We start from the raw sequence: 23,484 nt of genomic DNA on the forward strand, positions 1-23,484 counted from the left end.
CGCGCCCTTACCCTTGAGGGCATGAGCAGCATCGACCGGAGCCACGCCGTGGACGTCAAGCGAACGTATGAGGTGCGCACCTACGGGTGCCAGATGAACGTCCACGACTCCGAGCGATTGTCCGGGCTGCTGGAGGACGCCGGTTACGTGCGTGCCCCCGAGGGCGCCGACGGCGACGCCGACGTCGTCGTCTTCAACACCTGCGCCGTCCGCGAGAACGCCGACAACCGCCTCTACGGCAACCTCGGGCGGCTCGCGCCGAGGAAGGCCTCGCGGCCCGGGATGCAGATCGCGGTGGGCGGCTGCCTCGCGCAGAAGGACCGCGACACCATCGTGAAGAAGGCGCCCTGGGTGGACGTCGTCTTCGGCACGCACAACATCGGCAAGCTGCCCGTCCTGCTGGAGCGCGCCCGCGTGCAGGAGGAGGCGCAGGTCGAGATCGCCGAGTCCCTGGAGGCGTTCCCCTCCACGCTGCCGACCCGGCGCGAGAGCGCGTACGCGGCATGGGTGTCGATCTCCGTCGGCTGCAACAACACCTGCACCTTCTGCATCGTCCCGGCCCTGCGCGGCAAGGAGAAGGACCGGCGCACCGGCGACATCCTCGCCGAGATCGAGGCCCTGGTCGGCGAGGGCGTCTCCGAGATCACGCTGCTCGGCCAGAACGTCAACGCCTACGGCTCCGACATCGGCGACCGCGAGGCGTTCAGCAAGCTGCTGCGGGCCTGCGGGTCCATCGAGGGCCTGGAGCGCGTCCGCTTCACCTCCCCGCACCCGCGTGACTTCACGGACGACGTGATCGCGGCGATGGCCGAGACGCCGAACGTGATGCCGCAGCTCCACATGCCGCTCCAGTCCGGCTCGGACACGGTCCTGAAGGCCATGCGCCGCTCGTACCGCCAGGAGCGCTACCTGGGGATCATCGAGAAGGTCCGCGCGGCCATCCCGCACGCCGCGATCACGACCGACATCATCGTGGGCTTCCCCGGCGAGACCGAGGAGGACTTCGAGCAGACGATGCACGCCGTCCGCGAGGCCCGCTTCACCCAGGCCTTCACCTTCCAGTACTCCAAGCGCCCCGGAACCCCGGCCGCGACCATGGAGGACCAGATCCCGAAGGAGGTCGTCCAGGCGCGCTACGAGCGTCTCGTCGCCCTTCAGGAGGAGATCTCCTGGGAGGAGAACAAGAAGCAGGTCGGCCGCACCCTGGAACTGATGGTCGCCGAGGGCGAGGGCCGCAAGGACGGCGCCACCCACCGCCTCTCCGGCCGCGCCCCCGACAACCGCCTGGTCCACTTCACCAAGCCCGACCAGGACGTACGCCCCGGTGACGTGGTCACGGTCGAGATCACCTACGCCGCTCCCCACCACCTCCTCGCCGAAGGCGCGGTCCTCGAAGTGCGCCGCACCCGCGCGGGTGACGCCTGGGAGAAGCGGAACGCCGAGCAGGCCGCCAAGTCGGCGGGTGTGATGCTGGGGCTGCCGACGATCGGCGTCCCGGAGCCGCTGCCGGTGGTCACCGGAGGCTGTGCCGTCGACTGACGTGCGCGGGCGTGCGGGGTTACGCTGCCGATCATGCTTGTCGCCGCCGCTGTCTGCCCCTGTCCGCCGCTGCTCGTGCCCGAGGTCGCCGCGGGTGCCGCGCCCGAACTGGACGCCGCCCGTACCGCGTGCGCGGACGCGCTCGGCGTGCTCGCCGCCGCACGGCCCGACCGGCTGATCGTCGTCGGGCCCGCGGGGCAGGAGGGGCACGGGGCCCATCCGGAAGGGGCGCGGGGCTCCTTCCGCGGCTTCGGCGTCGAGGTCGACGTACGGCTGGGGACGGAGCGGGCGGACGACTCCGCGCGGGAGCTGCCCTCCTCGCTGGCGGTGGCCGCGTGGCTGCTGGAGCGGACGGCGTGGGCCGATGCCCCGATCGAGGGACTCGGGGTGGGGGAACCTCTGGACGCCGAGCGGTGTATCCAAGTCGGAAGGGAGATCGCCGCGGGCCCCGGACGCGTGGCGATGCTGGTGATGGGCGACGCCAGCGCCTGCCGCACGCTCAAGGCACCCGGCTACCTCGACGAGCGCGCGGAGCCCTTCGACGCGGACGTCGCGCGGGCCCTGGGCGCGGCGGACGTGGATGCGCTCCAGATGCTGGACGTCCGACTGGCGCGGGAGCTGAAGGCGTCCGGCCGGGCGCCCTGGCAGGTCCTCGCGGGCGCCGCGGAGGACGCCGGGCTGTCCGGCGCGCTGCTGCACGAGAGCGCGCCGTACGGCGTGGGGTACCTGGTCGCGACCTGGTCGTAGCCGCCGTCCCGGAACGACGGCGGACGGCCGGGGAGCGGGGTGCTCCGCGGCCGTCCGTCGGTGTGCCGTGGGTTCAGGAAGCCGGCGGCGGGGTGGTGTCCCCGCTCGTGCCCGTGCCCGTCCCGCCGCCCGTCCCGTGGTCCTTGTGCGCGAGTCGGTCCATGGCGCCCTTGGCCTTGCCCGTGCCCGTGTGGATCTTGTCCCTGTACTTGCCCTTGGTCTTCTCGTCGACGACCTTGGCGGCCTTGTCCAGACCGTGCTGGATCTTGCCCCCATGCTGATGGGCGAGGTCGGACACCTTGCCCTTGGCCGGGCCGAGCTTGGCCTTCAAATTGTCCATGAGACCCATCGTTCGCCTTCCCACGCGGGATGTTCAGGTGCGGGCGCCCTCGCCGGCCTCCCGGTCGGCCGCCTCGTCGGCGGACTGCTGCTTGGGGATCTCGACGCCCTCGCTGTCGACGGCCCTCGCCGCCGTAGCCGTCACCGGTGTCGCTTCTTCCGGAGCCCCGGCCTCGGCCGAACCCTTCGCCTCAGTGGCCTCTTCCGCCTGAGCCGTCTCTCCCGCCTCGGACCCGGCGGCCTCGGTGCCGGCCTGAGCCTCGTCGGTCGACGCCTCCTGCGTCGTCTTGGACCTCCGGAAAAGCCGTGCCAAAACGCCCATATCAACTCCATACGTTACTCGTGCGGGCGAAATCCCGCGTCGTCCGGTGCGTCCGTTTGCGTCGCCCGGATCGCCGCCTCTCGCAGACCGGCGGCGCGCACCACGCAAACGGCAACGACGTCGGGCCCGGGCCGTCACGTAACTCGTTCGAGGCCACCCCGTGAGGTTTGCGAGACTGGGGCGGTGAGCAGCGCACCCTCCGCCCCCCGCGTCATCGCCGTCGTCGGTCCCACCGCGGCCGGAAAGTCCGATCTGGGCGTTTTCCTGGCCCGACAGCTCGGCGGCGAGGTCGTCAACGCCGACTCCATGCAGCTCTATCGCGGGATGGACATCGGCACCGCCAAGCTGACGCCCGAGGAACGGGCCGGCGTCCCCCATCATCTGTTGGACATCTGGGACGTCACCGTCACCGCGTCCGTCGCCGAGTACCAGCGGCTGGCCCGCGAGCGGATCGACGCGCTGCTCGCCGAGGGACGCTGGCCGATCCTGGTCGGCGGCTCCGGCCTGTACGTCCGCGGCGCCGTCGACAACCTGGAGTTCCCCGGCACCGATCCCGAGGTCCGCGCCCGTCTGGAGGACGAACTCACCCTGCGCGGCTCGGGCGCCCTGCACGCCCGGCTCGCCGCCGCCGACCCGGACGCCGCGCACGCGATCCTGCCCAGCAACGGCCGCCGTATCGTCCGCGCCCTGGAAGTGATCGAGATCACCGGCCAGCCCTTCACGGCCAACCTGCCGGGCCATGACTCGGTCTACGACACCGTGCAGATCGGCGTCGACGTCGCCCGCCCCGAGCTCGACGACCGCATCGCCCGCCGGGTCGACCGGATGTGGGACGCGGGGCTCGTCGAGGAAGTGCGCGCGCTGGAGGCGCAGGGGTTGCGCGAGGGGCGTACGGCCTCGCGCGCGCTCGGCTACCAGCAGGTGCTCGCGGCGCTCGCCGGGGAGTGCACCATGGCGGAGGCCCGCGCCGAGACCGTACGTGCCACCAAACGCTTCGCGCGCCGTCAGGATTCATGGTTCAGGCGCGACCCCCGGGTGCACTGGCTGAGTGGGGCTGCGGCGGATCTCACAGAACTTCCGCACCTCGCAATGGCGTTGGTCGAACGACCGGTTACAGCCTGATCACGTCATGGCATCGGGACGCTCCGGCCGTCATCGCGGCCTCCGGCGCCGTGCCATCATCGAGCTTCGATCGACCAAGTGGAGTCCGAGTTGGGAGGGCGCGTGGCGATGGAGGCCGGCCCTCGCGACACCGCACAAGACACCGAACCCGTCACCGGTGACCGGGGCGAAACGGAGCAGGACGGCGACCGTCTGAGCCCGGACGGTCCCGACGAGGCACCGGACGGTGTGACCGACGACGGCCCCGAGCCGGAGGAGATGTTCGCCGGGGGCCCCGAGGTCGAGGTCGAGCTGCGCCCGCAGCGCAGGCTGCGCATCTGGCAGCTCGCGCCCATCGTGGCGCTGGCCGCGGTCGGCTCGCTGATGTTCGCCTTCCCACTGGCCTTCGACTTCGGCGACAGCGGCGCCGTGATCGCCATGCTGGGCCTGCTGATCTGCTCCTGCGCGGCCGGCTGGGGAATGATGGCGGCCCGCCGCGTGGGTTACACGTGGCCCGGCCTGCCCCAGCGGGGTTCCGGACGGCGCCCGGACTGGCGCGTGGTGCTGGCCTACGTCGTGGTCGTGGCCGCGGTGGTCGTGCTCGCGGTGTGGCGCGTGGCGCGGCTGCGCTGAGCGGTCGGCTCCCTTTCGTCGCCCCGGCTGAGCCGCGGGCTCCGTTTCCGTGGCTGTCGGTGCGGCACCGTACGATCGAGGCATGAGCACGCGGATCGCCTTCCTCAAGGGTCACGGCACCGAGAACGACTTCGTGATCGTCCCGGACCCCGAGAACGCCATCGACCTGCCCCCGTCCGCCGTCGCCGCGCTGTGCGACCGGCGCGCGGGCATCGGCGGGGACGGCCTGCTGCACGTCGTGCGGTCCGCCGCGCACCCCGAGGCGAAGGACCTGGCGGCCGAGGCGGAGTGGTTCATGGACTACCGCAACGGCGACGGTTCGATCGCGGAGATGTGCGGCAACGGCGTCCGCGTCTTCGCCCGCTACCTCCAGCGCGCCGGACACATCACCGAGGGAGACCTCGCGATCGCCACGCGCGGGGGCGTCAAGCGCGTGCACCTCGCCAAGAACGGTGACGTCACGGTCGGCATGGGCAAGGCGCGCCTGCCCGAGGGGGACGTCACGGTGAGCGTCGGCGAGCGCAGCTGGCCCGCGCGGAACGTGAACATGGGCAACCCGCACGCGGTGGCGTTCGTGGAGGACCTCGCGCACGCCGGGAGCCTGCACGAGGCGCCGCCGTTCAGCCCGGCCTCGGCCTACCCGGACGGTGTGAACGTGGAGTTCGTCGTCGACCGCGGACCCCGGCACGTCGCGCTGCGCGTGCACGAGCGCGGCGCCGGAGAGACCCGGTCCTGCGGCACGGGCGCGTGTGCCGTCGCCGTCGCCACGGCCCGCCGCGACGGCGCCGACCCGGCGGTCACCGGCACCCCGGCGACGTACACCGTCGACGTGCCCGGCGGCACCCTGGTGATCACCGAGCTCCCCGACGGCGAGATCGAGATGACCGGCCCCGCGGTGATCGTCGCCGAGGGTGAACTCGACGCGACCTGGCTGACGACGCTCGCACGCTGAGCCGGGCCACGCCGTCGCCGCGTCGGCGGCACGCCCCCTGTGCTTGGGCAACGACTTGGTATCGGTGTGACGGGTGTCCGGTCTGCGGAGGTTCGGCTTCCGCGGCCACCCGGTCGAGGATCGAATCCCCGGTCGGCCGCAGGTCGCGGGGTTCGAAACCGTAAACCTGCGAACCTTCGCTCGAATGGGTGATCCGTTTCACGCTCGGCGAGAGGCGGTCAGCCGCGCGTGATGGGCTCGGTAGCATCAAGCACCGGCCCGGACGGGGGACCGTTGCCAGTCCCCTGAGCCGTGTCCGCCATGGGGCACCCCGTCCGCCGGTCCACGCAGCCGGAGGTGCCCATGAGTGCGGAGGCCACGAACCCCGCGACGCCCGGCCCGGTAACCGGGCCCGCAGCTCGCTGGCGGGCCCGGATCGACCTGCGCCGCCTCGGCCGTGCCGCACTGCTCGGCCCGGCCGCCCGTGACCGGCTGCCCGACGCCATCGGCCATGTCGCCGAGGCCCACCGCGCCCATCACCCCGACGCCGACCTCGAACCACTGCGCCGCGCGTATGTGCTCGCCGAGTCCTCGCACCGCGGCCAGATGCGCAAGAGCGGCGAGCCGTACATCACGCACCCGCTCGCCGTGACCCTCATCCTCGCCGAACTCGGTGCCGAGACCACGACGTTGACCGCCTCCCTGCTCCACGACACCGTCGAGGACACCGAGGTGACGCTCGATCAGGTCGGCGAGCAGTTCGGCGCCGAGGTCCGCTATCTCGTCGACGGCGTCACGAAGTTGGAGAAGGTCGACTACGGCGCCGCCGCCGAGCCCGAGACCTTCCGCAAGATGCTCGTCGCGACCGGCAGCGATGTCCGCGTGATGTCGATCAAACTCGCCGACCGGCTGCACAACATGCGCACCCTTGGCGTGATGCGCCCCGAGAAACAGGCACGCATCGCCAAGGTGACCCGCGACGTCCTCATCCCGCTCGCCGAACGCCTCGGTGTCCAGGCGCTCAAGACCGAGCTGGAGGACCTGGTCTTCGCGATCCTGCATCCCGAGGAGTACGAGCACACGCGGGAGCTGATCGTCGACAACGCCTCCCGCGCGGACGACCCGCTCGCCGAGGTCGCCGACGAGATGCGCACGGTGCTCCGGGACGCCGACATCCAGGCCGAAGTCCTCATCCGGCCACGCCACTTCGTCTCCGTGCACCGGGTCGCCCGCAAACGCGGCCGGCTGCGCGGCGCCGACTTCGGGCGGCTGCTGGTGCTGGTCGGCGAGGACGCGGACTGTTACGGCGTCCTGGGCGAGTTGCACACCTGTATGACGCCGGTCGTCTCGGAGTTCAAGGACTTCATCGCCGTACCGAAGTTCAACCTTTACCAGTCCCTGCACACGGCGGTGGCGCGGGAGGACGGCCAGGTCGTCGAAGTCCTCATCCGCACTCACCAGATGCACAAGGTGGCCGAGGCCGGGGTGATCGCGCTCGGCAACCCCTACGCCCCCTCCTCCGACGAGCCCGTCGACGGCGAGCGCGCCGACCCGACCCGCCCCGGCTGGCTCTCCCGCCTCCTGGACTGGCAGGAGGCGGCCCCCGACCCCGACACCTTCTGGTCCACCCTCCGCGAGGACCTCGCCCAGGACCGCGAGATCACCGTCTTCCGCCCCGACGGCGGCACGCTCGGCCTGCCCGAGGGCGCGAGCTGTGTGGACGCGGCGTACGCGCAGTACGGCGAGGACGCGCACGCGTGCATCGGCGCACGCGTGAACGGCCGGCTGGCGACCCTGAGCACGGTGCTGAGGGACGGCGACACCGTTCAGCTCCTCATGGGTCAGGACCCCGCCTCCGAGCCCTCCAGGGAGTGGCTGGAGCACGCCCACACTCCCGCGGCCCGCATCGCCATCCAGCGCTGGCTGGCCTCGCACCCCTCCGCCGAGGACACCGACGGGCGCCCCGAGGACGGCGCGACCACGCCCCGCCCCACGACGGAGGCCCTGTCGACCGAGGGCTCGCCCTCGGCCCGTCCCGCCGCGAACGTCGTGGTCGACCAGCCCGACGCGACGGTACGGCTGGCGGGCTGCTGCACACCGGTGCCCCCCGACGGGATCACCGGCTTCGCGGTACGCGGGGGAGCGGTGACCGTCCACCGCGTGGAGTGCACGGCGGTGGCGCGCATGAAGAGCGCGGGCCGCCCGGAGATCCCCGTCCACTGGGGCGACACCAGCGAGTGCCGGGTGACGCTGGTAGCGGAATCGTTCGTCCGCCCGCATCTGCTGGCCGACCTCACGGAGGCGATGGCGCTGGAGGGCGCCGAGATCGTCTCGGCGACGGTGGAACCGCCCACCCAGCAGCGGGTCCGGCACACCTACACCCTCCAACTCCCGGACGCGGCCCATCTGCCCGCCCTGATGCGGGCGATGCGGAACGTGGCCGGGGTGTACGACGTGGCCAGGACGCAGACGCAGCCAGGTGTGTCGTAGGACGGCGTGCCGTGGGACGGGGTGTCGTAGGACGCCGCGAGCCGACGTAACAGAGCGCGCGGACCCCGTTCGGGTGGGCCGGGCGCGCGTCGTCGCCGCCCCGGGCGCGGCCGCTGGTAGCGGTGGTCCATGCCGCACACGCCCCGCAAGGTCACGCCCCGCAAGGTCACCTCCCGCAAGGTCACCTCTCGTAAGGCCACCGCCCTCCTCGCCTCCGCCGTGACCGTCTGCCTCGTCGCCGCCGGCGCCCCCGCCGAACCCCTGGGCATCGGCGACCGCCTCTTCCCGCACCTCGGCAACCCGGGCTACGACGTCGCCTCGTACGACCTCTCCTTCACCTATCCCGGCAGCAACAGCAAGCCCCTCCAGGCCGTCACCACCATCGACGCCTGGACGACGACCACCCTCGACCGCGTCAACCTCGACTTCGCCCACGGCACGGTCGACTCGGTGGAGTTCGACGGCGAACCGGCCGCCTTCGCCACCACCGGCGAGGACCTCGTCGTCACCCCGGCCGACCCGCTGCCCCGCGGGAGCTGGATGCGGATCACCGTGCGGCACACGAGCGACCCCACGCCGGCCAGGGGCCGCGACGGCGGCTGGGTGCGCACCGCGGACGGCCTCGCCATGGCCAACCAGGCCGACGCCGCCCATCTGGTCTTCCCCGGCAACGACCACCCCTCGGACAAGGCGATGTTCACCATCAAGGTGACCGCCCCGAACGGCTACACCGCCGTCGCCAACGGCCTCCCCACCGACGTGGACCGCTCCCGCGCGGTGACGACGTGGACGTACCGCACCCAGCACCCCATGGCCACCGAACTCACCCAGGTCTCCATCGGCCGCTCCACGGTCCTGCGCCGCACCGGCCCGCACGCCCTCCCGGTCCGCGACGTCATCCCCACGGCGCACCGCAAGCAGCTGGAACCCTGGCTGGAGAAGACCCCGGACCAGATCTCCTGGATGGAGAGCAAGGTCGGCCGCTACCCCTTCGAGACGTACGGCGTGCTCATGGCGGACGTGAACACCGGCTTCGAACTGGAGACCCAGACCCTCTCCCTCTTCGAGAAAGGCCTGTTCACCGACCGCGCCTTCCCCGCCTGGTACGTGGAATCGATCATGGTGCACGAACTGGCGCACCAGTGGTTCGGCAACAGCGTCAGCCCCGGCACCTGGTCCGACCTGTGGCTCAACGAAGGCCACGCCACCTGGTACGAGGCCCTGTACGCGGAGGAGAAGGCCGACCGTCCCCTGGCGGCCCGGATGAAGGCCGCGTACGGCGCCTCCGACCGCTGGCGCACCGCCGGCGGGCCCCCGGCCGCGCCCAAGGCCCCCGACCCCGGCCGGAAGATCAGCATCTTCCGCCCCAACGTGTACGACGGTGCCGCGCTCGTCCTCTACGCCCTCCGTCAGGAGATCGGCCGCCCCGCCTTCGACCGGCTGGAACGCGCCTGGGTCACCCACCACCAGGACGGCGTCGCCACCACCGACGACTTTGTCGCCCTCGCCTCGGAGATCTCCGGACGCGATCTGAACGGCTTCCTGCACCCCTGGCTGTACGGCGAGAAGACCCCGCCCATGCCCGGCCACCCGGACTGGAAGCCGGTCGCCCCGGCGAAGGCCGCGCCCGCGCAATAAGTCGATGACGAGACGCCCCGTCCCGTGCGACCATCTTCAGGTCGGCGCGGTACGGGGCCCGGAACCCGACGGTTCCGCGGGAATCTCCCAGGGCACTCGTACGTTGTGCACATTGACCGCCGTACCGGAATCCTCAACGACGTAAGGACCCAATGACCTCCTCTTCTTCCCCTTCCCAGGACTCGCAGCGCCTCGCGCACAACTACGCCGAAGGTCTTCGGGCCGATGCCCTGATGGAAGAGGACGTCGCCTGGAGCCACGACATCGACGGAGCGCGGGACGGCGAACAGTTCGACCGCTCCGAGCGCGCGGCCCTGCGCCGCGTGGCCGGTCTCTCCACCGAGCTCGAGGACGTCACCGAGGTCGAGTACCGCCAGCTCCGTCTGGAGCGGGTCGTCCTCGTGGGTGTCTGGACCACCGGGACCGTGCAGGACGCGGAGAACTCCCTCGCGGAGCTCGCCGCCCTCGCCGAGACCGCGGGCGCGCTCGTGCTCGACGGTGTGATCCAGCGCCGCGACAAGCCCGACGCCGCCACCTACATCGGTTCCGGCAAGGCCAACGAGCTGCGGGACATCGTCCTCGAAACCGGCGCCGACACGGTCATCTGCGACGGTGAGCTCAGCCCCGGCCAGCTCATCCACCTCGAAGACGTCGTCAAGGTCAAGGTCATCGACCGTACGGCCCTGATCCTCGACATCTTCGCCCAGCACGCCAAGTCCCGAGAGGGCAAGGCGCAGGTCGCGCTCGCGCAGATGCAGTACATGCTGCCGCGGCTGCGCGGCTGGGGTCAGTCGCTGTCCCGGCAGATGGGCGGCGGCAAGGGCGGCGGCCTCGCCACCCGTGGTCCCGGTGAGACCAAGATCGAGACGGACCGGCGCCGGATCCGCGAGAAGATGGCGAAGATGCGCCGGGAGATCGCGGAGATGAAGACCGGCCGCGAGATCAAGCGCCAGGAGCGCAAGCGCAACAAGGTGCCCTCGGTCGCCATCGCGGGTTACACCAACGCCGGCAAGTCCTCCCTGCTCAACCGGCTCACGGGCGCGGGCGTGCTGGTCGAGAACGCCCTGTTCGCGACCCTCGACCCGACCGTGCGCCGGGCCGAGACCCCGAGCGGACGGCTGTACACGCTGGCGGACACCGTCGGCTTCGTCCGGCACCTGCCGCACCACCTGGTCGAGGCGTTCCGCTCCACGATGGAGGAGGTCGGCGAGTCCGACCTGATCCTGCACGTGGTCGACGGTTCGCACCCGAACCCGGAGGAGCAGCTGGCCGCCGTACGCGAAGTGATCACGGACGTCGGTGCCACCCGGGTACCGGAGATCGTCGTGATCAACAAGGCCGACGCGGCCGACCCGCTGACCCTCCAGCGGCTGCTGCGGATCGAGAAGCGCTCCATCGCCGTCTCGGCCCGCACCGGCCAGGGCATCGCGGAACTGCTCGCCCTGATCGACAACGAACTGCCCCGCCCCTCGGTCGAGATCGAAGCGCTGGTGCCGTACACCCTCGGCAAGCTCGTCGCCCGCGCGCACGACGAGGGAGAGGTGATCTCCGAGGAGCACACCCCGGAGGGCACCCTGCTCAAGGTACGGGTGCACGAGGAACTGGCGGCGGAACTCGCGCCGTATGTGCCGACCCCGGCGGCCTGACAGGCAATACGAAGGCCCGCCCCCGCTGCTTGAGCGGGGGCGGGCCTTCGCCGTTCGTCACTGACCGCCGTAGGTCTTGCTCATGTTCTGGTACAGCGCCTCGGCGCTCTTGCCGAGCTGCGGGCCCGCCAGCCAGGTGTTGTCCTCAGGGCCGATCGAGGTGTTCGACACCAGCATGGTCTCGCCGTCCACCACCCGGAACCAGCCACCGCCCGAGGAGCCACCGGTCATCGTGCAGCCGATCCGGTACATCGTCGGCAGCGTCGGGCTCAGCGACAGCCGGCCCGGCCGGTCGAGGCACTTGAACATCTTCAGCCCGTTGTACGGCGGCGCCGCCGGGTAGCCCCAGGCGCCCATCGTGCCGGACTCGGTCGCGGACGGAGCCGAGAAGTCCACGTCCAGCGCGGCCCCGACGGTCTCCTCCAGCGACTTCGCGCCCTGCTCCGGCTTCACATGCAGCACCGAGTAGTCGTACGCCGCACCCGCGCCGCCCGTGGACGAGCCGCCCTGGATCCACTCGTTCGACGTGGAGGCCCAGTCCGCCCACCAGTTGCCGTAGGGGGCGATCTCGGTGGCGTCGGCGTTGCTCAGCTCCGCCTCGGACTTGCCGAGGTCGTTGTAGGCCGGGACGAAGACGATGTTGCGGTACCAGCCGCCCTCACCGCCCGCGTGCACACAGTGGCCGGCCGTCCAGACCAGGTTGGACTTCCCCGGGTGGTTGACGTCCTTGACCACCGTGCCGGAACAGACCGCGGGACCGTCCGGGGAGTCGAAGAACACCTTGCCGACGGGCGCCGCGTTGTCGTGGTAGGGCGTCTTCTCGGCCGTCGCCTCCACGGGCGCCGGCTCCGGGTCGCTGACGCCCTGGTCGGCGGAGGCGTCCTTCACGGAGATGGTCTTGTCGGCCTCCTTGGCGGACTGCATCCGCTCCGGTTTCCACAGACCCTCGATCACCGGATTGACGAAGTCCTTGGCCTCACTGAGCCACTTGTCCTTGTCCCAGTCCTGCCAGCCGCCGTCCGCCCAGGCGTCGACGTCGATACCGTGTTCCTTCAGCTTGTCGGCGATACCCGCGGGAACCTCGGCCTTGCCCTGATCGGCCGGCTGGGAAGCGCTGGGCTTGTCACTCGCCTCGTCGCCGCCGGAACCGCTGCACGCGGTCGCGGTCAGCGCCACGGCCGCGAGAAGCGCGGTGGCGGCGAGGCGGGAACGTGTGGAACGCATGGTGCGATGACCCCCGTAGAACTGCTGCTCTCAATGTGTCCGGCGTGCCCCGGGCACGCGACAACCCACTATGCCCGGGGAGTTGAGGGCGAACGGGGGCGGGACCGTGAAGGTTTCCCGATCCCACCGCCGTCCTGCCCCAGGCTCACTGGCCGGCGAACTTCCCGCTGACCTCGTCGAACACACCCTTGGCTTCCTTACCGAGCCGCGGCCCGGCCAGCCAGCCCGACTCCACCGGCCCGATGGAGGTGTTGGAAACCAGCGCCGGCTTGCCGTCCGAGCCGGTCGCGACCCAGCCACCACCCGACGAACCGCCGGTCATCGTGCAGCCGATCCGGTACATCGTGGGATCCGCCTTCTTCAGCGACAGCCGACCCGGCTTGTCCTCGCACTGGTACATCTTCTGCCCGTCGAACGGCGGCGCCGCCGGGTAACCGGTCGCGGTGATGCTGTCCACCTCAGGCACGGCCGGGGCGTTGAAGTCCACCGGCAGCGCCGAACCGACCATCTCCTCCAGCGACTTCCCGCCGCTGCCCTCCTCCGGCGTCACATGAATGACGGAGAAGTCGTACGAGGCACCGTCACCGCCGGTCGCACCGCCCTGCTCGATCCACTGGTCGGAGGTCTGCACCCAGTCACCCCACCAGACCCCGTACGGAGCGACCTGCTCGCGCGTGGCACCCTCCAACTCCGCCGTCTCCATGGCGTCGTTGTTGTACGACGGCACGAACGCGATGTTCCGGTACCAGCCGCCGCTCTTGCCCGCGTGCACACAGTGGCCGGCCGTCCACACCAGGTTGGACTTACCGGGGTTGGCCGGGTCCGCTACGACCGTCGCCGAGCACACCATCGTGCCTTCGGGCGAGTCGAAGAACACCTTGCCCGCCGTCGGCGCGGCGTCGTGGTACTTAGCCGGAACGGCCTGCGCGTCCACCGGAGCGGGCGTCGGGTCGGTCACACCCTGGTCACCCGAGAGGTCGCTGTCGTCGACACCCTGGTCCGGCTCCTCGGCCTCGCGCATCCGGTCCGGGTCCCACAGGTCCTCGATGATCGGGTTGACGAAGTCCTCGGCCTCGCGCAGCCAGTCGTCCTTGTTCCAGTTCTTCCAGGCGCCGTCCTTCCACTTGTCGATGTCGATCCCGTGCTCCTTGAGCCGGTCCTTGATGTCGTCCGGGATCGAGATCTTGTCGTCACCTGCGGCGGCGGTCGCGGAGGACCCGCCGTCGGTGGCCTCGTCGCCCGAATCGCAGGCGGTGGCGGTGAGCGCGAGGGCCGCGGCGAGGGCGACAGCGGCGGGCAGGGGGGAGGTTCTGCGCCGCGCGCTCCTCCCTCGGCGAGTGGTGAACGACGGCCGTATCGATCGCATGAGTCTGACTCCCCCTGAGGTGAACGAACTTGGCAGCGCTGCCGCAGTCCCGCGCCACCGAAGGCGGCGAAGGCGACTGTGGGAACGGCAACACACACTATGCGCTCGCTGTGGGGGACTTCCGACGGAACGGCAACGGTTCCGTCACGGCAAGGATCTTGAAGCAACCCGTAACCAGGTGAGCTGTCCGGGGTTGGTAGCGATGGGGATTCCGCTGTCCGTAGGCGGCCCCCTGTACCCATTTCCCCGCATCTTCGAGTGAAGGCTCGCGGGGGTGCGTATGTCGGGACGGGCGAGAACACGGGTGGCGTGCTCGCCCCAGGGCGGCGGGAGGTTGGGCATCGGTGGGTGTTGACGGGGCTTCGGGTGGGGCTGTGGCCGGGGGGCTGACCGGGCAGTTGGCTGGGGTTGTGAAGGCCAGTGAGGCGGGGGCCGGTGAGGTGGGCGCGGCTGAGGTTGGAGTGCCGGTGCCCCTGTCGGTTCCGATGGCGGGGGCGTGTGCGGACGGGACCGGTGAGGTCGGCGCGCCCGCGCCGGGGGCGCGTGAGCAGGGTGGGCGGAGGCCCGGAGGGCGTGCGGCCGGTTCGGGTGCGCGCTCCTCCTGGCACGAGGGGATCCTGCGACGGCAGTCGGCGCGCGAATCGGCGGCGCGCACCTACGCGCGGGCCCTGCCGATCGTGCCGGTACGGGCGCGCGGAATGACGATCGAGGGGGCGGACGGACGCCGGTACCTGGACTGTCTCTCCGGCGCCGGAACCCTGGCCCTCGGCCACAACCACCCCGTCGTCCTGGAGGCGATCCGCAAGGTCCTGGACTCCGGTGCCCCCTTGCACGTTCTCGACCTCGCGACCCCGGTGAAGGACGCCTTCACCACCGAACTGTTCCGCACGCTGCCCCCCGGACTCGCCGACCACGCACGCGTGCAGTTCTGCGGACCCGCCGGAACCGATGCCGTGGAGGCCGCGTTCAAGCTGGTCCGCACCGCCACCGGCCGAAGCGGCCTGCTCGCCTTCACCGGCGCCTACCATGGCATGACCACCGGCGCCCTCGAAGCCTCTGGCAACGCCTTCGACGTCCGCGTTGCCCGCCTGCCCTACCCCCAGGACTACCGCTGCCCCTTCGGCGTCGCCGGCGAACGCGGTGCCGAACTCGCCGCCCGCTGGACCGAATCCGTCCTTGACGACCCCAAGTCGGGGGTACCGCACCCCGCCGGGATGATCCTCGAACCCGTACAGGGCGAGGGAGGAGTCATCCCCGCCCCCGACGACTGGCTGCGCCGCATGCGGCAGCTCACGGCCGACCGCTCCATCCCACTCATCGTCGACGAGGTCCAGACCGGCGTCGGCCGCACCGGCGCCTTCTGGGCCGTCGAGCACAGCGGAGTCACCCCCGACGTGATGGTCCTCTCCAAGGCCATCGGCGGCAGCCTCCCGCTGGCCGTGGTGGTCTACCACGAAGACCTCGACGCCTGGGAACCCGGCGCCCACGCGGGCACCTTCCGAGGCAACCAACTCGCCATGGCAGCGGGCACGGCAACCCTCGCCCACGTCCGCGAGAACGGCCTCGCCGAGCGCGCCCGACACCTCGGCGCCCGCATGCTTACCGAACTCCGGGCAGTGGCCGCCGAGTTCACCTGCGTCGGCGATATCCGGGGCAGGGGCCTGATGATCGGGGTCGAGGTGGTGGACCCGGGGGAGGGGCCGACACCGAAACAGCACCCGGAGCCGACCCAGGATCCGACGCGGACCGAGGGCACCCACGACGCGCGCCCTCCAGCCCCCGAACTCGCCGCCGCCGTCCAACGGGAGTGTCTGCGACGAGGACTCATCGTCGAACTCGGCGGCCGTCACAACAGCGTCGTACGGCTCCTCCCACCCCTGACGATCAGCGACGAACAGGCAGCCGCGGTCCTCGACCGCCTCACCGACGCCATCCACACGGCCGCCCGAGCCCACACCGAGACCCGACCCCGCCACTGACGGCTTCTTCCCCACTCGAACCACCTCCCCAGGAACCAGGAACAGAGCAGACGTTGAACACCAGCCACACATCGGACGGGCACACCCCGAGAGGCGCGGACAACTCCCCTGGCCTCGACCCCTCACATCCGGCGCCCTCCACTCCGACCACGGCGGCGACGGCCCCTCGACAGCGGGGAGTCGAGCCGGAGCTGGGAAGCGGTCCGAGGGTGGGCGAGGGCTTGGATGTGGTGGGCGGTGCCGAGCACGGGGGTGGAGCGGGGGTGGGTGCTGCCGGCTCGGAGCCGGGAGCCCGCCCTGAGTCAGGGAAGGCGGAGACTCCCGGCTCACCGCGCCCGGAGGACACGGTTCCCTCACCGCAGCGGACCCCGGAACAAGACGGTGCCCCCGTCGCCGAGCGCCTGCGCCAACCCGCCGCCGACTTCCGCCGGCACCCCGACCCGCACACCGCGGCCCAGGCTGCCGCCGTGGAGAACCTGCTCCGCTGCTGGGTGCGGGAATTCGGCCTCCCCGCTCCCGTGGACGGGGCCCTCCGCGTCCCTCTCCCCAACAGCGGTACGGCCCTGATCGCACCGGTCCACCACTGGTCCCCCACAGGCTGGCACCGCTTCGGCCTGCCGCACCTGGAGGGCGCCCCGGAACACTCCCCACCTGCCGACGCGGTCACAGTCGCGGCGCTGCTCGCCCGGGAGACGCCGAATGCATCGGAGTGCCAGGAGGGCAGGGAACCCCAGGGTGGGCTGGAGGGCACGGAAACCTGGGACGGAACCTGGAGCGGAACCGAAAGCTCCGACATTGGGGCAATCGCCGCCAGGCAAGGGACACCCGCCGCCTCTGACCGCACCGACCTGGTCTCCCGAGTCGCCGACTCGGTACGCCGGACCGCCCTGTTCATCAGCGACCGCCGGGAACGGCCGGCCGACGGCCCCGACCTCTTCCTCAGTGCGGAACAGGCACTGGTCCTTGGACACCCCCTCCACCCCGCCCCGAAGAGCCGCGAAGGCCTCTCGGACGCCGAAGTTCACCTCTACTCACCCGAACTGCGCGGCTCCTTTCCCCTCCACTGGATCGCGGTAGTTCCCTCCGTCCTCGCCACCGACTCCGCCTGGACAGAACGCGGCCGCCCTGTCACCGCGCCCCAGCTCACGACCCGACTCGCCGGCCCCGGGCTCCCACTGCCCGACACCCACGCGGCCCTGCCCCTGCACCCCTGGCAGCTCCGCGAGATCCGCAACCGCCCCGGGACCGCCGCCCTGTTCGACGCCGGACTGCTCCGGGACCTGGGTCCTCACGGCGCCCCTTGGCACCCCACCTCCTCCGTACGGACCGTCCACCGATCCGGCGCCCCCGCCATGCTCAAGCTCTCGTTGGGCCTGCGCATCACCAACTCCCGTCGTGAGAATCTCCGCAAGGAACTGCACCGCGGTGTCGAGGTCCACCGCCTTCTGCGTGCCGGTCTGTCAAGCCGCTGGCAGTCCGCACACCCCAGCTTCGACATCGTCCGCGACCCGGCCTGGCTCGCCGTCGACGGACCGCAGGGTGAGCCGGTCCCCGGGCTGGACGTGATGATCAGGCACAACCCCTTCCATCCGGCTGCCGATGTCTCCTGCATCGCCGGACTCGTCTCCCCCCGACCGCAGCCCGCGCAGACGAACGCCTCCGGCAGCTCCCGACCGACCTCGCCGGCCTGGGGGTCCCGTCTCGCCGACCTCGTCACCCGCCTCGCCGCCCGCACCGGCCGACCCCGAGGCGCCGTGTCCGCCGAGTGGTTCCTGCGCTACCTCGAACACGTGGTCCGCCCGGTGCTCTGGCTGGACGCCGAGGCAGGGATCGCCCTGGAGGCGCACCAGCAGAACACCCTGCTCCTGCTGGACCCGGACGGCTGGCCCACCGGCGGCCGCTACCGCGACAACCAGGGCTACTACTTCCGCGAGTCCCGCCGCGAGGAACTCGACGCCCGACTGCCCGGCATCGGCAAACACAGCGACACCTTCGTCCCCGACGACGTGACAGACGAGCGCTTCGCCTACTACCTCGCCATCAACAACGTGTTCGGTCTCATCGGCGCGTTCGGCTCCCAGAGCCTCGCCGACGAGCGACTGCTGCTCGCCGCCTTCCGTCGATTCCTCGGCGACGTGGCCTCCGGCCCCGCACCCCTGCGTACCTCGCTTCCGGCCCGCCTGCTCGACTCATCCACGTTGCGCTGCAAAGCCAACCTCCTGACCCGCCTGCACGGCCTGGACGAACTCGTCGGCCCGGTCGACACCCAGTCCGTCTACGTCACCATCGCCAACCCCCTGCACTCCCCGCATTTCTGAGGAACATGACCCACCCCGTTTCCTGAGAGGAGCGTCGCCGTGGCTCCCAACGACGCGAGCACCGACGCCGGTATCGACCCCGCCGCAGCAGTCAGCACGGACACCGCCGGTGCCCACCCCGGCGGAGACAGCGAGGACACGCTGGATCTGCGGCTGCCCGCCGAACTCCTCGCGCTGATCGCGGCGACGGAGGAGTCCGTCATGGACCCCGGGGACGGGGGAGGGGGTGGTGACGGGGGCGCGGGTACGGCGACGCTCACCCAGCCCGCCTCTGCCCTACCCTCCGGCGACGACCTCCTCGACCGCGTCGTCGACTGGGGGCCGATCAAGACAGGCGCGGGCATGCTCCACCTCGTCCCCGTCCGTGTTGAACGCGACCTCCCTCTCATCAGCCGCTGGATGAACGACCCCGCCGTCGCCGCCTTCTGGGAGCTGGCCGGGCCCCCGAGCGTGACCGGGGAACACATGCGGTCCCAGCTCGACGGAGACGGGCGCAGTGTGCCGTGCGTGGGCGTGCTGGACGGTACGCCGATGAGTTACTGGGAGATCTACCGGGCGGACCTCGATCCGCTCGCCCGCCACTATCCCGCCCGTCCTCATGACACCGGAATCCACCTCCTCATCGGTGATGTCGTCGACCGTGGGCGAGGCCTCGGCTCCGCGCTCCTGCGAGCCGTTGCCGACTGTGCGCTCGACAGGCGGCTCGCCTGTGCACGCGTCATCGCGGAACCCGACCTTCGCAACACTCCCTCCGTCGCCGCATTCCTGAACGCCGGGTTCCGGTTCGCCGCAGAGGTCGACCTGCCTGCCAAGCAGGCCGCCCTCATGGTCAGAGACCGGGCCTTGCGCGATCTGCTGTAACGCCACGCTGCAGTGTCGTCACTCTTGGTACACCGCTCGGGCGGGAGGGGTTCCCACTCGCGGTCGATCGATTTCAGGCCGCACCGGAACCGGACACAGCCCCGTACCCACGACCACCCAAGGACCCCCGGTCTTGATCCAGCCCCCCGCAATCCCCGTGATCACCCGTTTGTCAGTGCCGGGTCGTAGGGTGGTCGCGCTATGACGAAGCCCTCACTCCCCGAACTCCTGCATGCTGCTGTCACTGCCGTCGGCGGTACGGAGCGCCCCGGCCAGGTGACCATGGCCGAAGCCGTCGCGGAGGCGATCGACGACGGTTCGCATCTGCTGGTCCAGGCCGGCACCGGCACCGGAAAGTCCCTGGGCTATCTGGTTCCCGCTCTCGCGCACGGGGAACGAGTCGTCGTCGCGACGGCCACCCTGGCCCTCCAGCGCCAGCTGGTGGAGCGGGATCTGCCGCGCACGGTCGACGCCCTGCATCCGCTGCTGCGCCGCCGTCCGGAGTTCGCGATGCTCAAGGGCCGGTCGAACTACTTGTGTCTGCACCGTCTCCACGAGGGTGTGCCGCAGGACGAGGAGGAGGGCCTCTTCGACCAGTTCGAGGCGGCCGCGCCGACCAGCAAGCTGGGACAGGACCTGCTGCGGCTGCGTGACTGGTCCGACGAGGCCGAGACGGGCGACCGCGACAACCTCACCCCCGGTGTCTCGGACCGGGCCTGGGCTCAGGTGTCCGTGTCGTCGCGCGAGTGTCTGGGTGCCACGAAGTGCGCCTACGGCGCCGAGTGCTTCGCCGAGATGGCCCGTGAGCGCGCCAAGCTCGCCGAGGTCGTCGTCACCAACCACGCCCTGCTCGCGATCGACGCGATCGAAGGCGCCCCGGTGCTTCCGCAGCACGAGGTGCTGATCGTCGACGAGGCGCACGAACTGGTCTCCCGGGTCACCGGTGTCGCCACCGGAGAGCTCACTCCGGGCCAGGTCAACCGGGCCGTGCGGCGCGCCGCCAAGCTCGTCAACGAGAAGGCCGCCGACCAGCTCCAGACCGCAGCCGAGGGCTTCGAGCGGCTGATGGAGCTCGCGCTGCCGGGCCGTCTCGAGGAGATCCCCGAGGATCTCGGCTACGCGTTGATGGCACTGCGGGACGCCTGCCGCACGGTGATCTCCGCGATCGGCGCGACGCGCGACAAGTCCGTCCAGGACGAGGACGCGGTCCGCAAGCAGGCGCTGGCCTCCGTGGAGGCCGTGCACGACGTGTCGGAGCGGATCACGAACGGCTCCGAGTGGGACGTCGTCTGGTACGAGCGCCACGACCGCTTCGGTGCCTCCCTCCGGGTCGCCCCCATGTCGGTCTCCGGGCTGCTGCGGGAGAAGCTCTTCGCGGACCGCTCGGTCGTCCTGACCTCGGCGACCCTGAAGCTGGGCGGCGACTTCAACGGCGTCGGCGCCTCCCTCGGCCTCGCCCCCGAGGGGACGGAGGGAGACGACCTCCCGCAGTGGAAGGGCGTCGACGTCGGCTCGCCCTTCGACTATCCGAAGCAGGGCATCCTCTATGTCGCCAAGCATCTGTCGCGCCCCGCGCGGGACGGCGATCGGGCGGACATGCTGGACGAGTTGACGGAGCTGATCCAGGCGGCCGGGGGCCGCACGCTCGGCCTGTTCTCCTCGATGCGTGCCGCTCAGCTCGCGGCCGAGGAGCTGCGCTCGCGCATCCCCGAGTTCCCGATCCTGCTCCAGGGCGAGGAGACGCTCGGCGAGCTCATCAAGAACTTCTCGGCCGACCCGCGGACGTGTCTCTTCGGCACGCTCTCGCTGTGGCAGGGCGTCGATGTGCCGGGCCCGAGCTGCCAGCTCGTCGTCATGGACAAGATCCCGTTCCCGCGCCCCGACGACCCTTTGATGAGCGCCCGCCAGAAGGCGGTGGAGGACGCGGGGGGCAACGGCTTCATGGCGGTCGCCGCGACCCACGCGGCGCTGCTCATGGCCCAGGGCGCCGGTCGCCTCGTACGGGCGTCGGGGGACCGTGGGGTGGTCGCCGTACTGGATCAGCGGCTGGCCACGGCGCGGTACGGGAGCTATCTGAAGGCGTCACTGCCTGACTTCTGGTATACGACGGACCGTAACCAGGTGCGCAGGTCGCTGGCCGCGATCGACGCGGCGGCGCAGCAGGCGGAAGCGCAGGCCGGAGACGAGTGAGGGTGGTTGGCCTGTCCCGGCTGCGGGACAGGCCAACCACCCCTCGCTGACCGACTTCAGCCGGACTCGGAAAGAACTGGGCCCCGGAACCGGCGCAGAGGTCCCGGGGCCCGGTCAGATCGGCGAGATCTGCCGCGCGGTGCTCACACGCGCCGCAGCACCGCCACCACCTTGCCGAGAATGGTCGCGTCGTCGCCGGGGATCGGCTCGTACGCGGAGTTGTGCGGGAGCAGCCAGACATGGCCGTCCTCGCGCTTGAAGCGCTTGACGGTGGCCTCGCCGTCGAGCATCGCGGCCACGATGTCGCCGTTCTCGGCGACCGGCTGGCGGCGGACCGTGACCCAGTCGCCGTCGCAGATGGCTGCCTCGATCATCGAGTCACCGACGACCTTGAGGACGAACAGCTCGCCGTCACCGACCAGCTGCCGGGGGAGCGGGAAGACGTCCTCGACCGACTCCTCGGCGAGGATCGGGCCACCGGCGGCGATCCGGCCGACCAGCGGGACGTACGACGCCGCGGGCTTGCCGGCGGTGTCCGTGGGCTGCACGGAGGCGGCCTGGTCGGAACCGCGCACCTCGTACGCGCGCGGGCGGTGCGGGTCGCGCCTCAGAAAGCCCTTGCGCTCCAGCGCCATCAGCTGATGTGCGACCGAGGAGGTGCTGGACAGGCCGACGGCCTGGCCGATCTCGCGCATCGACGGCGGGTAGCCGCGGCGCTGCACGGAGTCCCTGATGACCTCGATGACCCGGCGCTGCCGGTCGGTCAGGCCCGAGCTGTCCGCCCTGATCCCTGGAGGTCGGCCCGGCAGGGAGCGCTTGTGCCCCTCTGGATTCGCGGCTTCGTTCATCGCATGCACCGGCTCGAGTCGGCCCTGGGAGCGGTCCTGGGCAGTGATGGTGGCACTGTCTGCGGTGGTGGTCACGTCGGCCCCTCTCGATGGTCTCCCTGCTGGACAACGGTAGTTGCTTTCGAAAGGTTGCGCCAAACACACGTTCGAGTGAAATATCGCGGTTCGCCTGCCGTGATCATGTGTTTGGGTGTATGGCTAACGCGGCGCCAGGCAGACAAAAGGGCCCATGTTGTACCCTTCACCGCCAGCTCGGCGACCTCGCGGTTGTTGCCCCAGTCTGCCATCCGGTGCCCGGCCGGCCGGGACCTGGTCCCCTTCTGTGCGGGAGCCCCGCGACGCCTCCCTGTGGCGCTCACGGTATCTCCGCATGTGTCGCGACGGTACGGCTGTGTGCGCCCGTGTTGCCGTGGGACGGCTGCCAAGTGGTGCGACCAGGGGAGGCCCTTCCGTATGAGGGCGACACGCGCGCGTGGCGTGGATGTATGAGCCAATCCCCACATCTAGTGGTTGGATTGCAGCAGCAGCCCAGAAGTTGTGGTCCCCCGGGTCTTCGAGTCCTCGGGCATCGCCTATGCTTGGGGCTGCTTCGAGGGGCCCATGAGGCCCAGCGAGGCTATTGAGTCTGCTGTGAGGAGGGTTGGGAGTTCATGCACTGCCCCTTCTGCAGGCACCCCGACAGCCGTGTGGTCGACAGCCGTACGACCGACGACGGCACGTCGATCCGCAGGCGCCGCCAGTGCCCTGACTGCTCCCGTCGTTTCACGACCGTGGAGACGTGCTCGCTCATGGTGGTGAAGCGGTCCGGAGTCACCGAGCCGTTCAGCCGCACCAAGGTCATCAACGGCGTGCGCAAGGCATGCCAGGGACGGCCTGTCACCGAGGACGCGCTCGCCCAGCTCGGCCAGCGGGTCGAGGAGGCGGTGCGGGCCACCGGGAGCGCCGAGCTGACCACCCACGACGTGGGACTGGCCATACTCGGCCCGTTGCAGGAGCTCGACCTCGTCGCCTATCTGCGATTCGCCTCCGTCTACCGGGCGTTCGACTCGCTGGAGGACTTCGAGGCCGCCATCACGGAACTCAGGCAGACGGTTAGCCCCGCCGCGGACGACGAAGACCGCGACGACACGAGTGCGGGGAGCCAGGAAGACGATCGCGGGTCCGGAGGGACTGCACAGGTCCCCGTGCCCGCCAACGCCGCCGACTGACCGACGGACCGGAACCGGGGGTCCAGGCTCCGGGTCCGGCCGCGCGGCGGCGACCGAAGACCTGTTGCGGGCGGCAGCGAGAGATGCCCGCAACACCAGACAGA

18 protein-coding genes are annotated in these 23,484 nt (G+C 70.9%); 13 read left to right on the plus strand and 5 right to left on the minus strand.

Annotation, left to right across the window (positions count from 1 at the left end; all coding sequences use genetic code 11):
- The first annotated feature begins 21 nt into the window (after window positions 1–21).
- Together miaB and STRCI_RS29850 are read left to right on the plus strand one after the other, a co-directional pair.
- Window positions 22–1,539 carry a tRNA (N6-isopentenyl adenosine(37)-C2)-methylthiotransferase MiaB gene (gene miaB, locus STRCI_RS29845; RefSeq protein WP_269662038.1) on the plus strand — a complete coding sequence of 506 codons (1,518 nt, stop codon included), beginning with the start codon at window positions 22–24 and terminating at the stop codon, window positions 1,537–1,539.
- A 33-nt stretch (window positions 1,540–1,572) separates the two neighbouring features.
- A complete protein-coding gene (locus STRCI_RS29850) occupies window positions 1,573–2,286 on the plus strand; it encodes a class III extradiol dioxygenase subunit B-like domain-containing protein (RefSeq protein ID WP_269662039.1) in 714 nt (237 codons plus the stop codon).
- Window positions 2,287–2,359: 73 nt separating this feature from the next.
- On the opposite strand, the gene STRCI_RS29855 is transcribed toward STRCI_RS29850, so the two are convergent.
- Complete coding sequence (locus STRCI_RS29855) at window positions 2,360–2,635, minus strand: antitoxin (protein ID WP_269662040.1); 276 nt, start codon at window positions 2,633–2,635, stop codon at window positions 2,360–2,362.
- 24 nt (window positions 2,636–2,659) lie between these two features.
- Complete coding sequence (locus tag STRCI_RS29860; protein WP_269662041.1) at window positions 2,660–2,947, minus strand: hypothetical protein; 288 nt, start codon at window positions 2,945–2,947, stop codon at window positions 2,660–2,662.
- A gap of 183 nt (window positions 2,948–3,130) precedes the next feature.
- On the opposite strand from STRCI_RS29860, the gene miaA reads away from it, so the two are divergent.
- The 6 genes from miaA (at window position 3,131) to hflX (ending at window position 11,386) form a co-directional block, all read left to right on the plus strand.
- The gene (gene miaA, locus STRCI_RS29865; RefSeq protein ID WP_269662042.1) at window positions 3,131–4,069 is read left to right on the plus strand and encodes a tRNA (adenosine(37)-N6)-dimethylallyltransferase MiaA; all 939 of its coding nucleotides are present in this window, start codon (window positions 3,131–3,133) and stop codon (window positions 4,067–4,069) included.
- Between the two features lie 108 nt (window positions 4,070–4,177).
- A complete protein-coding gene (locus tag STRCI_RS29870; protein WP_269664681.1) occupies window positions 4,178–4,681 on the plus strand; it encodes a hypothetical protein in 504 nt (167 codons plus the stop codon).
- Between the two features lie 82 nt (window positions 4,682–4,763).
- Window positions 4,764–5,633, plus strand: coding sequence for a diaminopimelate epimerase (gene dapF, locus STRCI_RS29875; RefSeq protein ID WP_269662043.1), 870 nt, complete (start codon window positions 4,764–4,766; stop codon window positions 5,631–5,633).
- Window positions 5,634–5,975: 342 nt separating this feature from the next.
- Complete coding sequence (locus tag STRCI_RS29880; RefSeq protein WP_269662044.1) at window positions 5,976–8,102, plus strand: RelA/SpoT family protein; 2,127 nt, start codon at window positions 5,976–5,978, stop codon at window positions 8,100–8,102.
- Window positions 8,103–8,231: 129 nt separating this feature from the next.
- Window positions 8,232–9,740, plus strand: coding sequence for a M1 family metallopeptidase (locus STRCI_RS29885; protein ID WP_269662045.1), 1,509 nt, complete (start codon window positions 8,232–8,234; stop codon window positions 9,738–9,740).
- Between the two features lie 152 nt (window positions 9,741–9,892).
- A complete protein-coding gene (gene hflX / locus STRCI_RS29890; RefSeq protein WP_269662046.1) occupies window positions 9,893–11,386 on the plus strand; it encodes a GTPase HflX in 1,494 nt (497 codons plus the stop codon).
- A gap of 57 nt (window positions 11,387–11,443) precedes the next feature.
- Here hflX and STRCI_RS29895 read toward each other — a convergent pair whose 3' ends face one another.
- Window positions 11,444–12,610: a trypsin-like serine peptidase gene (locus STRCI_RS29895; RefSeq protein WP_269662047.1), complete on the minus strand. Its 1,167-nt coding sequence runs from the start codon at window positions 12,608–12,610 to the stop codon at window positions 11,444–11,446.
- Between the two features lie 145 nt (window positions 12,611–12,755).
- Complete coding sequence (locus STRCI_RS29900) at window positions 12,756–13,976, minus strand: trypsin-like serine peptidase (protein WP_269662048.1); 1,221 nt, start codon at window positions 13,974–13,976, stop codon at window positions 12,756–12,758.
- Window positions 13,977–14,461: 485 nt separating this feature from the next.
- On the opposite strand from STRCI_RS29900, the gene STRCI_RS29905 reads away from it, so the two are divergent.
- The 4 genes from STRCI_RS29905 (at window position 14,462) to STRCI_RS29920 (ending at window position 21,324) form a co-directional block, all read left to right on the plus strand.
- Window positions 14,462–15,955, plus strand: a complete 1,494-nt coding sequence (locus tag STRCI_RS29905) for a diaminobutyrate--2-oxoglutarate transaminase family protein (RefSeq protein WP_269664682.1) — start codon at window positions 14,462–14,464, stop codon at window positions 15,953–15,955.
- A gap of 263 nt (window positions 15,956–16,218) precedes the next feature.
- The gene (locus STRCI_RS29910) at window positions 16,219–18,273 is read left to right on the plus strand and encodes an IucA/IucC family protein (protein WP_418953390.1); all 2,055 of its coding nucleotides are present in this window, start codon (window positions 16,219–16,221) and stop codon (window positions 18,271–18,273) included.
- 39 nt (window positions 18,274–18,312) lie between these two features.
- Window positions 18,313–19,134, plus strand: coding sequence for a GNAT family N-acetyltransferase (locus STRCI_RS29915; RefSeq protein WP_269662049.1), 822 nt, complete (start codon window positions 18,313–18,315; stop codon window positions 19,132–19,134).
- A 201-nt stretch (window positions 19,135–19,335) separates the two neighbouring features.
- On the plus strand, window positions 19,336–21,324 hold the full coding sequence (locus STRCI_RS29920; protein ID WP_269662050.1) for an ATP-dependent DNA helicase: 1,989 nt from the start codon (window positions 19,336–19,338) through the stop codon (window positions 21,322–21,324).
- Between the two features lie 143 nt (window positions 21,325–21,467).
- Here the strand turns inward: STRCI_RS29920 and lexA are convergent, their stop codons facing one another.
- Complete coding sequence (gene lexA, locus STRCI_RS29925; RefSeq protein ID WP_250079895.1) at window positions 21,468–22,247, minus strand: transcriptional repressor LexA; 780 nt, start codon at window positions 22,245–22,247, stop codon at window positions 21,468–21,470.
- A gap of 575 nt (window positions 22,248–22,822) precedes the next feature.
- Between lexA and nrdR the strand changes: the two genes are divergently transcribed.
- Window positions 22,823–23,380, plus strand: a complete 558-nt coding sequence (nrdR, locus tag STRCI_RS29930; RefSeq protein WP_269662051.1) for a transcriptional regulator NrdR — start codon at window positions 22,823–22,825, stop codon at window positions 23,378–23,380.
- The last annotated feature ends 104 nt before the right edge of the window (window positions 23,381–23,484 follow it).

Source organism: Streptomyces cinnabarinus, assembly GCF_027270315.1.
Lineage (GTDB): Bacteria > Actinomycetota > Actinomycetes > Streptomycetales > Streptomycetaceae > Streptomyces > Streptomyces cinnabarinus.